At 61.1% G+C, this 15,055-nt stretch carries 12 protein-coding genes; 9 read left to right on the top strand and 3 right to left on the bottom strand.

The annotated features are described in order from the left end of the window. Nucleotides 1-80 precede the first annotated feature (80 nt). A complete protein-coding gene (locus ACU680_RS23790) occupies nt 81-311 on the bottom strand; it encodes a hypothetical protein (protein WP_007965845.1) in 231 nt (76 codons plus the stop codon). Nucleotides 312-494: 183 nt separating this feature from the next. On the opposite strand from ACU680_RS23790, the gene ACU680_RS23785 reads away from it, so the two are divergent. Further along, nucleotides 495-1,052 (top strand): NADPH-dependent FMN reductase, encoded by a 558-nt coding sequence (locus ACU680_RS23785; RefSeq protein WP_367084786.1) that lies wholly within the window; start codon nt 495-497, stop codon nt 1,050-1,052. 156 nt (nt 1,053-1,208) lie between these two features. Next, nucleotides 1,209-2,492 carry an arsenic transporter gene (locus tag ACU680_RS23780; RefSeq protein WP_448180657.1) on the top strand — a complete coding sequence of 428 codons (1,284 nt, stop codon included), beginning with the start codon at nt 1,209-1,211 and terminating at the stop codon, nt 2,490-2,492. Between the two features lie 131 nt (nt 2,493-2,623). Here ACU680_RS23780 and ACU680_RS23775 read toward each other — a convergent pair whose 3' ends face one another. Continuing rightward, entirely contained in the window at nt 2,624-3,574 is a 951-nt protein-coding gene (locus ACU680_RS23775) for a DUF1853 family protein (protein ID WP_448180656.1), read from the bottom strand. 115 nt (nt 3,575-3,689) lie between these two features. Between ACU680_RS23775 and ACU680_RS23770 the strand changes: the two genes are divergently transcribed. The 6 genes from ACU680_RS23770 to pepN are packed head-to-tail and all read left to right on the top strand — an operon-like array spanning nt 3,690 to nt 10,206. Further along, nucleotides 3,690-4,580: an NAD(+) kinase gene (locus tag ACU680_RS23770; protein WP_003224174.1), complete on the top strand. Its 891-nt coding sequence runs from the start codon at nt 3,690-3,692 to the stop codon at nt 4,578-4,580. Continuing rightward, nucleotides 4,577-5,551 (top strand): metallophosphoesterase, encoded by a 975-nt coding sequence (locus ACU680_RS23765; protein WP_371917819.1) that lies wholly within the window; start codon nt 4,577-4,579, stop codon nt 5,549-5,551. The genes ACU680_RS23770 and ACU680_RS23765 overlap by 4 nt, the downstream gene beginning before the upstream one ends. Then, entirely contained in the window at nt 5,548-6,417 is an 870-nt protein-coding gene (locus ACU680_RS23760) for a rhomboid family intramembrane serine protease (RefSeq protein WP_108182943.1), read from the top strand. Before ACU680_RS23765 ends, ACU680_RS23760 begins: the two co-directional genes overlap by 4 nt. A 33-nt stretch (nt 6,418-6,450) precedes the next feature. After that, nucleotides 6,451-6,711, top strand: a complete 261-nt coding sequence (locus tag ACU680_RS23755) for a YeaC family protein (protein ID WP_007919229.1) — start codon at nt 6,451-6,453, stop codon at nt 6,709-6,711. After that, entirely contained in the window at nt 6,708-7,538 is an 831-nt protein-coding gene (locus tag ACU680_RS23750; RefSeq protein WP_448180655.1) for a DUF2797 domain-containing protein, read from the top strand. The genes ACU680_RS23755 and ACU680_RS23750 overlap by 4 nt, the downstream gene beginning before the upstream one ends. A 10-nt stretch (nt 7,539-7,548) precedes the next feature. Further along, nucleotides 7,549-10,206 carry an aminopeptidase N gene (gene pepN, locus ACU680_RS23745; protein ID WP_448180654.1) on the top strand — a complete coding sequence of 886 codons (2,658 nt, stop codon included), beginning with the start codon at nt 7,549-7,551 and terminating at the stop codon, nt 10,204-10,206. Between the two features lie 127 nt (nt 10,207-10,333). Here the strand turns inward: pepN and katG are convergent, their stop codons facing one another. Then, the gene (gene katG, locus ACU680_RS23740; protein WP_448180653.1) at nt 10,334-12,604 is read right to left on the bottom strand and encodes a catalase/peroxidase HPI; all 2,271 of its coding nucleotides are present in this window, start codon (nt 12,602-12,604) and stop codon (nt 10,334-10,336) included. A 334-nt stretch (nt 12,605-12,938) separates the two neighbouring features. On the opposite strand from katG, the gene ACU680_RS23735 reads away from it, so the two are divergent. After that, nucleotides 12,939-14,975 carry a TonB-dependent receptor gene (locus ACU680_RS23735; RefSeq protein WP_448180652.1) on the top strand — a complete coding sequence of 679 codons (2,037 nt, stop codon included), beginning with the start codon at nt 12,939-12,941 and terminating at the stop codon, nt 14,973-14,975. The last annotated feature ends 80 nt before the right edge of the window (nt 14,976-15,055 follow it).

Raw genomic sequence — 15,055 nt, 5'->3', positions numbered from 1 at the left:
AAGTCCATGTTCAGCAGGTGGGGTCAGTGCCTGAATCCTACCCCAAGTCTGCGCATATGACTTCTGCTCATAACGGCCAGTTATGAAGCGACGGTCGTCTCAGGCTCGCGGGTCAGGGTGATACCTGACTGAACCAGAAGAAACTCGGTGTCACTGACTTTGTTGACGCGATCGCCAATGGCCAGTTTGTAAATCGGCTCCGAGCCAGTGGAACCGTCTGCCGACGGGGTGGATTCCTGGAACTCATGCACGGAATAAACGCGGCCTTCCGCATCTCTTGCATGGAACTGACCGACGAGTACTGCTGCCATCTGCTTAGAACCTCTGGAGATAAAACGCTTGATTTGCGGCTTGGTAGACCGTCATCAAGCCCTGTAAGTTTTCCTACAGGAAAAAAATAATCAGCGCGAAGGAATTTCCCTTGTTCGCTGGTGAAACGGTCATCGAATCATCTATAACTACTGGCTCTTCCCACGGACAGTCGAGAGTCTTCCATGAGCAATGTCTACAACGTCGCTGTAGTCGTCGGCAGCCTGCGCAAAGCATCGATCAACCGCAAAGTCGCGCTGGCGCTGGCCGAGCTGGCACCGGCGAACCTCAAACTGAAGATTGTCGAGATTGGCGACCTGCCACTCTATAACGAAGACATCGACGGCGATTCACCGCCGGCAGCCTACAGCACTTTCCGCCAGGAAGTCGGTTCTTCCGACGCGGTGCTGTTCGTCACCCCGGAATATAACCGCTCGGTGCCGGCGCCTCTGAAGAATGCGATTGACGTGGGTTCACGGCCGTATGGCAAAGCCGTCTGGAGCGGCAAACCGGGCGCGGTGATCAGCGTGTCACCGGGAGCCATTGGCGGTTTTGGGGCTAACCAGCATCTGCGTCAGTCTTTCGTGTTTCTCAACGTGCCGTGCATGCAGCAGCCGGAGGCGTATCTGGGTGGTGCGGGTTCGGCGTTTGACGAGGCGGGCAAGTTGAGCGAGTCGGTGAAACCTTTTCTGCAGAATTTCATCAATGCCTACGGACAATTCGTAGAGCAACACAAAAAATAAGCCATACCCGGAACACTATGTAGGAGTGAGCCTGCTCGCGATAGCGGTGTGTCAGTCGATTGATTGGTAACTGACAGTCTGCTATCGCGAGCAGGCTCACTCCTACAGTTTTTGGTGTTGGCTTCACTTCTCCATCTCAATCCAAGGCTGTCGCGAATGCTCGCTGCGTCACTGATCTTCCTGCTGACCATCACCCTTGTCATCTGGCAACCCAAAGGCCTCGGGGTCGGCTGGAGCGCGACGCTCGGCGCCGTGCTGGCGCTGGTCTTCGGCGTGGTGCACCTGAGCGACATTCCGCTGGTGTGGCAAATCATCTGGAACGCCACCGGCACTTTCGTTGCGCTGATCATCATCAGCCTGTTGCTCGACGAGGCGGGCTTCTTCGCCTGGGCCGCGCTGCATGTGGCGCGCTGGGGGCGGGGCAGTGGGCGCAAGCTGTTTGCCTTCATGGTGCTGCTCGGCGCGTTGGTGTCGGCGTTGTTCGCCAATGACGGCGCGGCGCTGATTCTCACGCCGATCGTGATTTCGATGCTGCTGGCGCTGCGCTTTTCCCCGGCGGCGACCCTGGCGTTCGTCATGGGCGCCGGTTTCATCGCCGACACCGCGAGCCTGCCGCTGGTGGTGTCGAACCTGGTCAACATCGTCTCGGCGGACTTCTTTCACATCGGCTTCAACCGCTATGCGGCGGTGATGGTGCCGGTCAACTTCGTCAGCGTGGCCGCGACGCTGGGCGTGCTGATGTGGTTCTTCCGCCGCGACATTCCCAAGGCCTACGACCCCGAACAACTCGAGCAGCCGCACACGGCGATCCACGACAAAGCCACGTTCTATGCCGGTTGGGTGGTGCTGGTGATCCTGTTGATCGGCTGTTTCTTCCTCGAACAGTTGGGCATCCCGATCAGCGCGATCTCGGCGGTCTGCGCCGCGCTGCTGCTGGGGATTGCCGCCCGTGGCCACAGGATTTCCACGCGCAAAGTGCTGAAAGAGGCGCCGTGGCAGATCGTGATTTTTTCGCTGGGCATGTATCTCGTGGTGTATGGCCTGCGCAATGCCGGGCTGACCGGCTATCTCGCTGGCTGGCTGGATGTGTTCGCCGGGTACGGCGTGTGGGGCGCGGCGCTGGGCACCGGGGTGCTGACCGCGCTGTTGTCGTCGATCATGAACAACTTGCCGACAGTGCTGATCGGCTTGTTGTCGATTGATGCGAGTCAGGCCAGTGGCGTGGTCAAGGAAGCGATGATCTATGCCAACGTGATCGGCAGCGACCTCGGGCCGAAAATCACCCCGATCGGCAGTCTGGCGACCTTGCTCTGGTTGCATGTGCTGGCACGCAAGGATATCCGGATTGGCTGGGGGTATTACTTCAAGGTCGGGATTGTGCTGACGGTGCCGGTGTTGTTGATTACCTTGGCAGCGTTGGCTTTGCGGTTATCCCTTTAGACCAAGTCGGCCTTATCGCTGGCAAGCCAGCTCCCACAGGTTTTGTGGTGTGGCTCAGGTAGCGAGCACACCGAAGATCCCTGTGGGAGCTGGCTTGCCAGCGATGGGGCCGGTGCAAACACCACAAAATCTCAAACCTGGCCCGGCACATTCGGCCAAAGATCCGCCACCAGAAACAGCCGCTCTGCCTCTTCCCATTCGCCCTGCGCATTCTCGGTCAGGCGCACCAGCAGTTGCGCCGGGGCCATCGGTTCCAGGTCATCCAGCCACATCTGCAGGTGTTCAGCGTTCCAGGCCTGATCTGCCGGGTAATGCGCCGGCGCCAGCCACGCATGGCGGGGCAGGGGTTGCCAGCGTCCGGCCGGGCGCTGGGTGACGAACGCCGGCCAATCCTTCTGGTGCAGCCAACTTCCGCGCAAATGTTGCGGATGCGCGCCGCTCGGTGATGCAGACGTGCCCGGCCACGGATACAGCAGGTAACCGCCCAGCCACAACTGCGCACTGAACACCTCGATATCCAGCTTCGCCAGCGCCTCACGGCTTTCCGGACGGGCCGAGATCGGCAGTTGATGTTCGGCCAGATGCGCGAGTTTGCGGTCCAGTCGATCATGACAACCCGGCCCCAGCCACTGCGCCGGGTCGTGGCCATCGCCTTCTTGCGGGCCGAGGTAGAGCTTGATCGCCAGTTCCAGGTGATGCACGCCATCGCGGTCGCGCAGGAGCATGTCCAGTTCACCGAGGGTATGGCCTTCGCGGCGGATCGGCAGGTTGGCGGCAATCAGCTCGATGCCCGGCGCATGCTCGACGGCAAACTGCCACAGCCGCTCGTAATAAAGGCCCAGCCGCCGCGTGCGCGCCTGCGCCAGCCAGTGCAACAAGCCATAACTGTCACGATCGAGTTGTCGCAGCCAGTGCTCCAGGCGCGCCGGATCGCTGACCCAGTCGCTACCGGCCAGCGGATGGCGCTGCGGCCACGGCGTCGCGGCCAGCATCGGCGGTGCGAGAATCACCCACGCCAGGTCACGCACTTCGGGATGGCGTAGTTGGTGTGGCAACTGAAGCAAGTCGGGAAACAGGATCATCTTGCGAGCATAGCCTTAAACACGCGCGCACCCTTGTGGCTGAAAGGATTTTGTCTATCGCAGGCTTTCGCCCATAATCGGGTTTTTCGCGTTTTCGATTGTCCGCAGAGGTCCCATGGAGCAATTTCGTAATATCGGCATCATCGGTCGCCTGGGCAGTTCCCAGGTGCTGGATACCGTCCGCCGACTGAAACGCTTTCTGCTCGATCGTCACCTGCACGTGATTCTCGAAGACACCATCGCCGAAGTCCTGCCGGGCCACGGCTTGCAAACCTCGTCACGCAAGATGCTCGGCGAAGTCTGCGACATGGTCATCGTCGTTGGCGGTGACGGCAGCCTGCTCGGTGCCGCGCGGGCGCTGGCCAAGCACAATATTCCGGTACTCGGGATCAACCGTGGCAGCCTCGGTTTTCTCACCGACATTCGCCCCGATGAGCTGGAAGTCGAAGTGGCCAAGGTGCTCGACGGCCACTATCTGGTGGAAAACCGCTTTCTGCTGCAAGCCGAAGTGCGCCGCCATGCCGAGGCCATCGGCCAAGGCGATGCGCTGAACGACGTGGTGCTGCACCCGGGCAAATCGACGCGAATGATCGAGTTCGAGCTGTACATCGACGGCCAGTTCGTCTGCAGCCAGAAGGCCGACGGCCTGATCGTCGCCACGCCGACCGGTTCCACCGCGTACGCGCTGTCGGCCGGTGGCCCGATCATGCATCCCAAGCTCGATGCCATTGTGATCGTGCCGATGTACCCCCATATGTTGTCGAGCCGGCCAATTGTGGTCGATGGCAACAGTGAGCTGAAAATCGTCGTGTCGAAAAACATGCAGATCTACCCGCAGGTCTCCTGCGACGGGCAGAACCACTTCACCTGCGCGCCGGGCGACACCATCACCGTCAGCAAGAAAGCCCAGAAGCTGCGGCTGATTCATCCGCTCGACCACAACTACTACGAAGTCTGCCGGACCAAGCTCGGCTGGGGCAGCAAGTTGGGTGGTGGAGGCGACTGATGCTCGATCCCGCGCGCAGTTATGACTTGATTGGTGACGTGCACGGATGCGCCCTGACCCTCGAACACTTGCTTGACCGACTCGGTTATCACAAGCAGGGCGGGGTCTGGCGGCATCCATCGCGCATGGCCGTGTTTGTCGGCGACATCATCGACCGTGGCCCGCGAATCCGCGAGGCGCTGCACATCGTCCACGACATGGTCGAGGCCGGGCAGGCGCTGTGCATCATGGGCAACCACGAATTCAATGCACTGGGCTGGAGCACCCCGGCGCTGCCGGGCAGCGGCAAGCAGTTCGTCCGTGAGCACACGCCGCGCCACGCGCGCCTGCTGCAGGAAACCCTGACCCAGTTCGAAGACCATCCGGGCGACTGGCATGATTTCCTCAACTGGTTCTACGAGCTGCCGCTGGTGGTCGACGCCGGGCGGTTCCGCGTGGTGCACGCCTGTTGGGATGCCAGCCTGATCGAACCGTTGCGCGGGTTGTTCCCCGATGCGCGTATCGACGAGCACTTTCTTCAGGCCTCGGCCGTGCCCGGCAGTTTCGCCTGCACCGTGTTCGACCGCTTGCTGCGCGGCACCGACATGCGCCTGCCGGATGGCTTGACCATGACCAGTGGCGACGGTCTGGTGCGTTCGTTCTTTCGCACCAAGTTCTGGGAAGATGATCCGAAAACCTACGGTGACATCGTCTTCCAGCCAGATGCACTGCCGGAGCCGGTGGCGCAGAAGCCGCTGACTTCCAGCGAAAAAAACAATCTGCTGCGCTATGGCATCGACGAGCCGTTGCTGTTCGTCGGCCACTACTGGCGCAGCGGCAAACCGGCACCGATCCGCCCGAACCTCGCGTGTCTCGATTACAGCGCGGTGCTCTACGGCAAACTGGTGGCCTATCGTCTGGATCAGGAAACACGTCTGGATCCGCATAAATTTGTCTGGGTCGATGTCGAGCGGCCGGAGGTGCTGCAATGAGTGCGGTAGCGGTATTGCGTCTGCCGTTGGCGGTGGACCTGAGCGGTTTCGTCAAGCTGCTGCAACGGATGCAGGTGCCGCATCGGGTCAGCGAAGAGGCGGGCGAGCAGGTGCTGTGGGCGCCAGCGGAAATCAGCGAGGACGTACGTTCGCTGTACGAGCGCTTCCCGGCCGGTGACCCCGATCAGCAACTGGACATCCCGCTGGCGCCGACCTTCAAGCGTCCGAGCTTCGCCGAGCAACTCAAACACGCCAAGGCCACCGGGTTGATCCTGCTGCTGAGCCTGCTGGTCGGCGGCCTGACCTATCTGGGTGACAACCTCGACACCATTCGCTGGCTGACCTTCCTCGACTTCCGCGTGGTCGGCGAGTACATCCAGTTCACGCCGCTGGCCGATAGCCTGGCGGCGGGGCAGTGGTGGCGCCTGTTCACGCCGATGCTGCTGCACTTCGGCATCCTGCACCTGGCCATGAACGGCATGTGGTACTGGGAGCTGGGGCGGCGCATCGAGTCACGTCAGGGCAGCATCAACCTGCTCGGTCTGACCCTGTTGTTCAGCCTGGTGTCGAACTACGCGCAATTCGCCTGGAGCGGCCCGAGCCTGTTCGGCGGTTTGTCTGGCGTGCTGTACGGTTTGCTCGGCCACTGCTGGATCTTCCAGCTGCTGGCGCCGAACCCGGCGTATCGCCTGCCGCGCGGCGTGCTGGTGATGATGCTGGTGTGGCTGGTGATTTGCATGTCCGGACTGGTTTCGATGATCGGTTTCGGCCAGATTGCCAACGCCGCCCACGTCAGCGGGTTACTCATCGGATGCTTCACCGGTTTGTTGGGCGGTTTGTATAACCGCCGTAAACTGGCCGCCTGAATTTTTAAGTGAATAAAGAGCACGGAGACCCTGATGTCCTCTTTTAACGACATGATCAACAACATCACCCCGGACATCTACGAGAGCCTGAAACTGGCCGTGGAAATCGGCAAGTGGTCCGACGGCGGCAAACTCACCGCCGAACAGCGCGAGCTGTCGCTGCAGGCGATGATTGCCTGGGAAATCCAGAACCTGCCGGAAGACCAGCGCACCGGTTACATGGGTCCGCAGGAATGTGCGTCAAAGTCGATCGAAGTGCCGAACATCCTGTTCAAGTCGGATGCCATCCATTGATCGAGATTGGCCGCGGTGCAATCAGCAAAATGTCGGCGCGCCTGGACGGGCCGAATGTGCAATACGCGTTTCGTCTGGATGATGTCGAGGTGCCGATCAATCCCATGATCGGCACCACGGTGCGTCTGGAGTACCTGGGGGCGATTCATTGCACCCATTGCGGGCGCAAGACCAAAACCAGTTTCAGCCAGGGTTACTGCTACCCGTGCATGACCAAACTGGCGCAGTGCGATCTGTGCATCATGAGCCCGGAGCGTTGTCACTTCGAGGCCGGTACCTGCCGGGAGCCTGAGTGGGGTCAGAAGTTCTGCATGACTGATCATGTGGTGTATCTGGCCAACTCGTCGGGGATCAAGGTCGGTATCACCCGCGCCACGCAGTTGCCGACCCGCTGGCTCGATCAGGGCGCGAGTCAGGCGCTGCCGATCATGCGCGTATCGACGCGCCAGCAGTCGGGCTTCGTCGAAGACCTGTTCCGCAGTCAGGTGGCCGACAAGACCAATTGGCGCGCATTGCTCAAGGGCGATGCGGCGGCGGTGGATCTGGCCCAGGTGCGCGATCAACTGTTTGAAAGCTGCGCCGAGGGCTTGCAAGGCTTGCAACAGCGATTCGGCCTACAAGCAATTCAGACGATTGCCGATGTAGAACCTCTCGAAATCCGCTATCCGGTCGAGCAATACCCGGCCAAAATCGTCAGCTTCAACCTGGACAAGAACCCGATTGCCGAAGGCACGCTGCTGGGGATCAAGGGTCAGTACCTGATTTTTGACACCGGCGTGATCAACATTCGTAAATACACGGCCTATCAGCTCGCCGTGCATCAATAAGGATTCCAGCATGCGCACCGAACAACCGAAGATGATTTACCTGAAGGATTATCAGGCGCCCGAGTACCTGATCGACGAGACGCACCTGACCTTCGAGCTGTTCGAGGACCACAGCCTGGTCCACGCGCAACTGGTGATGCGCCGCAACCCCGAGCGTGGCCCGGACCTGCCGCCACTGGTACTCGACGGCCAGCAGTTGGAGCTGCTGTCGGTGACCCTGGCCGACCGGGAATTGAGCGCCGGCGATTACCAGCTGAGCGAAAACACCCTGACCCTGCAACCGGCCAGCGAAAGCTTCACGGTCGATACCAGCGTCCGGATCCACCCGGAAACCAACACCGCGCTGGAAGGCCTGTACAAGTCCGGCACGATGTTCTGCACCCAGTGCGAGGCCGAAGGTTTCCGCAAGATCACCTATTACCTCGACCGCCCGGACGTGATGAGCAAGTTCACCACCACGGTGGTCGCCGAGCAGCACAGCTACCCGGTGCTGCTGTCCAACGGCAACCCGATTGCCTCCGGCCCGGGCGAAGACGGCCGGCACTGGGCGACCTGGGAAGACCCGTTCATGAAACCGGCGTACCTGTTCGCGCTGGTGGCCGGTGATTTGTGGTGCGTCGAAGACACCTTCACCACCATGACCCAGCGCAATGTCGCGCTGCGCATCTACGTCGAGCCGGAAAACATCGACAAGTGCCAGCACGCGATGAACAGCCTGAAGAAGTCGATGCGCTGGGACGAAGAGGTCTACGGTCGCGAGTACGATCTGGACATCTTCATGATCGTCGCCGTGAACGACTTCAACATGGGCGCGATGGAGAACAAGGGCCTCAACATCTTCAACTCCAGCGCCGTGCTGGCCCGCGCCGAGACCGCCACCGACGCCGCGCACCAGCGGGTCGAGGCGATCGTCGCCCACGAATACTTCCACAACTGGTCGGGCAACCGCGTGACCTGCCGCGACTGGTTCCAGCTGTCGCTCAAGGAAGGCTTCACCGTGTTCCGTGATGCCGGTTTCTCCTCGGACATGAACTCGGCCACGGTCAAGCGCATTCAGGACGTGGCGTACCTGCGCACCCACCAGTTCGCCGAAGATGCCGGGCCCATGGCCCATGCGGTGCGCCCGGACAGCTTCATCGAGATCTCCAACTTCTACACCCTGACCGTGTACGAAAAAGGCTCGGAAGTGGTTGGCATGATTCACACCCTGTTGGGCGCCGAAGGCTTCCGCAAGGGCAGTGACCTGTACTTCGAACGCCACGACGGCCAGGCCGTGACCTGCGACGATTTCGTCAAGGCCATGGAAGACGCCAACGGAGTCGACCTGACCCAGTTCAAGCGCTGGTACAGCCAGGCCGGTACACCGCGTCTGGCGGTCAGCGAGTCCTACGACGCGGCGGCGAAAACCTACAGCCTGACCTTCCGCCAGAGCTGCCCGGAAACCCCGGACAAGGTGGAAAAACTGCCGTTCGTGATCCCGGTCGAACTCGGTCTGCTCGACAGCAAAGGCAACGCGATTGCCCTGCGTCTGGCCGGTGAAGCGTCGGCCCAAGGCACCACCCGCGTGATCTCGGTGACCGAGGCTGAGCAGACCTTCACCTTCGTCGACATCGCTGAACAGCCGCTGCCGTCGTTGCTGCGTGGTTTCTCGGCACCGGTGAAACTGAGCTTCCCGTACAACCGCGACCAGTTGATGTTCCTGATGCAGCACGACAGCGACGGTTTCAATCGCTGGGATGCCGGTCAGCAACTGTCGGTGCAGGTGCTGCAGGAACTGATCGCGCAGCAGCAGAAGGGCGAGAGTCTGGTGCTTGATCCGCGTCTGATCTCGGCGCTGAAAACCGTGCTGTCTGACGAGTCGCTGGATCAGGCCATGGTCGCCGAAATGCTCTCGCTGCCGAGCGAGGCCTATCTGACCGAAATCAGTGAAGTGGCGGACGTCGAGGCGATCCACAACGCTCGCGAGTTTGCTCGCAAACAACTGGCGGACAACCTGTTTGAAGCGTTGTGGCTGCGTTATCAGGCCAACCGTGATTTGTCGAAGCAGACGCCATACGTGGCCGAGGCTGAGCACTTTGCCCGTCGCGCGCTGCAGAACATTGCGCTGTCGTACCTCATGCTCAGCGGCAAGCCGGAAGTGCTGGCCGCTACGCAGGAGCAGTTCGAAAACAGCGACAACATGACCGAGCGCCTCACCGCGTTGGCGGTGCTGGTCAACTCGCCGTTCGAAGAACAAAAGGCCAAAGCGCTGGCGACTTTCGCCGAGCACTTCAAGGACAACCCGCTGGTCATGGATCAGTGGTTCAGCGTGCAGGCCGGCAGCACCTTGCCGGGCGGTCTGGCGCGGGTCAAGGCGTTGATGCAGCACCCGGCATTCAACATCAAGAATCCGAACAAGGTGCGTGCGCTGGTTGGCGCGTTTGCCGGGCAGAACCTGATCAACTTCCACGCCGCCGACGGTTCGGGCTACCGCTTCCTCGCGGATCTGGTGATTGAGCTGAACGGCTTCAACCCGCAGATCGCCTCGCGGCAACTGGCGCCACTGACTCGCTGGCGTAAATACGACAGCGCCCGTCAGGCACTGATGAAGGCTGAGCTGGAGCGGATTCTGGCGTCGGGGCAGTTGTCGAGTGATGTGTACGAAGTGGTCAGCAAAAGCCTGGCGTAAGTAGGGATAAGATCAGACCTTGTGGGAGCGGGCTTGCCCGCGATGGCGGTATCAGATTCAACGTTGAAGTTGAATAATCTACCGCTATCGCTGGCAAGCCAGCTCCCACAGGTTTTTGCGTTTTCTGTTACTTCAGGTCGAACCGGTCCAGCTCCATTACTTTGGCCCACGCCGCCACGAAGTCTTTGACGAACTGTTCCTTCGCGTCAGAGCTCGCATACACCTCGGCCAGCGCGCGCAAAATCGCGTTGGAACCAAACACCAGATCGACCCGCGTCGCCGTCCACTTCACGCTGCCGGTCTTGCGGTCGCGTCCTTCGAACTCGTCCGCCGCCGGTGAGGTCGGTTTCCACTCCACGCCCATATCGAGCAGGTTGGTGAAAAAGTCATTGCTCAGCGTTTCAGTGCGAGCGGTGAACACACCATGCCGGCTTTGCCCGACGTTGGCCCCCAATACCCGCAGACCGCCGACCAGCACGGTCATTTCTGGAGCGGAGAGGGTGAGCAACTGCGCCTTGTCGATCAGCAATGCTTCGGCCGACACGGTGTATTTGCCTTTGCTGTAATTGCGGAAACCATCGGCAATCGGTTCGAGGAAACCAAACGACTCGACGTCGGTTTGCTCCTGACTCGCGTCAGTGCGGCCTGGATTGAACGGTACAGAGACCGAATGCCCGGCGTTTTTCGCCGCTTGCTCAACCCCGGCGTTACCCGCCAGCACGATCAAATCCGCCAGCGAGACTTTCTTGCCGGATGAACCGGCGTTGAACTCGTTCTGAATGTCCTCAAGAGTCTTCAGTACCTTGTCCAGCTGCTCCGGCTGGTTGGCCTGCCAGAATTTCTGCGGTGCCAGACGCAGACGCCCGCCGTTGGCGCCGCCACGTTTGTCCGAACCACGAAAGGTCGATGCGGCGGCCCAGGCCGTGGATACCAGTTGCGACACCGACAGGCCGGAAGCCAGCACTTTGCTTTTCAGCGCCGCCGCATCGTTGCTGTCGATCAGCGGGTGAGTGGCCTCGGGAATCGGGTCCTGCCACAACAATTCTTCATTGGGCAGCTCTGGCCCGAGATAGCGCGACAGCGGGCCCATGTCGCGGTGGATCAGCTTGTACCAGGCGCGGGCAAAGGCGTCTGACAGTTGATCCGGGTTGGCCAGGAAGCGGCGGGCGATCGGCTCGTAGATCGGGTCGAAACGCAGCGCCAGGTCGGAGGTGAGCATGGTCGGCGAGAGTTTTTTGCTTGGATCGTGCGCGTGTGGAACGGTACCAGCCCCCGCGCCGTTTTTCGGTTTCCACTGGTGCGCACCGGCCGGGCTTTTGAACAGTTCCCACTCGAAGCCGAACAGGTTTTCCAGGTAGTTGTTGCTCCATTGGGTCGGGGTGGTGGTCCAGGTCACTTCGAGGCCGCTGGTGATGGTGTCGGCGCCTTTGCCGGTGCCGAATGCGTTGCGCCAGCCGAGGCCTTGTTCTTCCAGGCCGGCCGCTTCCGGCTCAGGCCCGACATTGTCGGCCGGGCCGGCGCCGTGGGTCTTGCCGAAGGCGTGACCGCCAGCGATCAGCGCGACGGTTTCTTCATCGTTCATGGCCATGCGGCCGAAGGTTTCGCGGATATCGCGACCGGAGGCAACCGGGTCGGGATTGCCTTCAGGGCCTTCCGGATTGACGTAGATCAGGCCCATCTGCACCGCTGCGAGCGGATTTTCCAGATTGCGTTCGCCCTGATCGGTGCGACTTTCCTCTTTGCCGTGCAGATCCGGTTCAGCCACCAGCGTGCCGTCACCAGGTTCCTGCATGTCGGACTTGTCCTTGCCGTAGCGGCTGTCGCCACCGAGCCATTCGTGTTCCGAACCCCAGTAGACGTCTTCGTCCGGCTCCCAGACATCGGGACGGCCGCCGGAGAAACCGAAGGTCTTGAAGCCCATCGACTCCAGCGCGACGTTGCCCGTGAGCACGATCAGATCGGCCCAGGAAATATTGCGACCGTATTTCTGCTTGATCGGCCACAGCAGGCGCCGCGCCTTGTCGAGGCTGACGTTGTCCGGCCAGCTGTTGAGCGGGGCGAAACGCTGCTGGCCGGAGCCGGCGCCACCGCGGCCATCGGCGGTGCGATAGGTGCCGGCGCTGTGCCAGGCCATGCGGATGAACAGCGGGCCGTAGTGGCCGAAGTCGGCGGGCCACCAATCCTGCGAGTCGGTCATCAGCGCGCGCAGGTCTTGTTTAAGGGCCTGGAAGTCCAGGCTCTTGAAGGCTTTGGCGTAGTCGAAGTCCTTGCCCAGCGGATCGGACTTGGGCGAGTGCTGGCTGAGGATCTTCAGGTTCAGTTGATTCGGCCACCAGTCACGGTTCGTCGTACCACCACCGGCGGCGTGGTTGAACGGGCATTTCGATTCGTTTGCCATGTTCGGGTCCTTATCAGGTCTTGTACGGCCGGCTCGTGCCGACTTCGGACTAGTAAGGCTAGACCCGACTCGGGCAGTCAGCTAATAGGCCGACTATTGGAGCTTGATAGCCGCAGTCTTTCAGCATTACCCCTACTCGGACAGGTCGCAGCAGGCTCCGATTCGAGCCAGAAACTGCGTGCTTGAGCGCTCGCTGCAAAACGAATTGCAAGAATCGTGATGACAGAAAGAAATGTTATTGTATAACATAAAAAAGATTTCATTCTGTTTCTGCCAGCGTTATTTGCCAAGCGCCGGCAGCGATCCTCACTTTTCTGCTCACGGAAGTTCTGAAATGCCTGCCCGTTCCCAATCCCTTCAACGACGCCTGACTCCGCTGGCCGCCGCGCTGCTGATTGCCTCACCAGTGTTCGCCGCCGAACCGCTCGAACTGCAACCACAAATCATCACCGGCAATCCTTTAGGCAGCCAGACCCTCGCATCGCCCTCGACCGTGCTCAGCGGCGACGACCTCACGTTGCAGCAGAAGGGCAGCCTCGGCGAGACCCTGAACAAGCAGCCCGGCGTGTCCTCGTCATACTTCGGCCCGGGTGCGAGTCGGCCGATCATTCGCGGTCAGGACGGTGACCGCATTCGCATCCTGCGCAACGGCGTCGGCGCGCTGGATGCCTCGTCGCTGTCTTACGACCACGCGGTGCCGCTGGATCCGGTCAACGTCGAGCGCATTGAAATCGTCCGTGGCCCGGCGGCGCTGCTCTATGGCGGCAGCGCGATCGGCGGGGTGGTCAACACGTTCGATAACCGCATCCCCACCGAAGCCATCGACGGCATTCACGGTGCAGGTGAGTTGCGTTACGGCGGTGCCGACACCACCCGCAGCAGCGCGGGGAAACTGGAGGCCGGCAACGGGCAGTTCGCCTTGCACCTGGACGCCAGCGCCCGCGAGTTCAATGACCTGAAGATTCCCGGCTACGCCAAGACCGGCGCGGCACGCGCCAACGACGACGGCGACTCGCGCAAGCATCGGCTGGCCAACAGCGACGGTCGTCAGGATGGCGGCGCCGTCGGCGGTTCCTACACCTGGGATGACGGATACGCCGGTCTGTCCTACAGCAATTACGATTCGAACTACGGCTCGCCCGCCGAAGACGATGTGCGCATTCGCATGCAGCAGGAGCACTACGCGTTCGCCTCGGAAATGCGCAACCTCGACGGGCCGTTCAGCTCGGTCAAATTCGACGCCGGTTATACCGATTATGAGCATCGGGAAATCGAGGGCGGTGAAGTGGGCACCACGTTCAAGAACAAGGGCTACGAAGCGCGGGTTGAGGCCCGGCATCAGCCACTGGGGCCGTTCAACGGGGTGATTGGCGCTCAGGTCAGTCGCAACGAATTCTCGGCGCTGGGCGAAGAAGCCTTTGTGCCGCACACCGATACTGACGCCGGTGCACTGTTCATTCTGGAAGAGTTGCAAGCCACCGAGCGTCTGCTGTTCACCCTTGGCGGCCGACTGGAACACACCACGGTCGACCCGGACGCCAAAGGCAACGAGCGCTTCGCCAATGCCGACCGCTCCAGCCGTTTCACCGCCGGCAGCCTGTCGTCCGGCGCGGTGTACACATTGACGCCGGTCTGGTCGGTCGCCGCGACACTCGGATACACCGAGCGCGCGCCGACGTTCTATGAGTTGTACGCCAACGGCGCCCACGTCGCGACCGGGACCTATGAAGTCGGCGATGCCGGGCTGTCGAAAGAGAAAGCCGTGTCCAGCGACCTCGCATTGCGTTTCGACAATGGCACGCACAAGGGGAGCGTCGGCGTTTTCTACAGCCACTTCTCCAACTACATCGGCTTGCTCGGTACTGGCCGAACACTGAATGATGAAGGCGAAGAGGATGCCGGCGGGATTCCCGAATACACCTACTCAGGCGTGCGCGCACGTTTTAGCGGCATTGAAGCGCAGGATCGCTGGACGCTTGGCGAAAATGCCTACGGCAAGTTTGCTCTGGAGCTGTCGGGCGATTACACCCGCGCCAAGAACCTCGATAACGGTCAGGATCTGCCGCGCATCGCGCCGCTGCGCTTGAACAGCGGTTTGCTGTGGGAACTGGATCGCTGGCAGGCACGGATCGATATCGAACACGCCAGTTCGCAACACCGTGTGCCAGCCGACGAAAGCAGCACCGATGGCTACACCACGCTGGGGGCGAATGTGGGGTACAACTTCGATGTCGGCCAGAGCAAATGGCTGGCCTTCGTCAACGCCGAGAACCTGACCAACCAGACCGTGCGTTACGCCAGCTCGATCCTGCGCGATGTTGCGCCGGCACAAGGGCGCAGCATTCAGGTCGGGTTGCGCACGACGTTCTGATAGCCCATCGCCCCCCGTGTAGGAGCTGCCGCAGGCTGCGATCTTTTGATCTTGTATTTTTCAAGATCAAGATCAAAAGA

The sequence above is a fragment of the Pseudomonas sp. LF020 genome (assembly GCF_053456425.1).
This window is presented reverse-complemented; position numbering and strand designations above follow the sequence as displayed.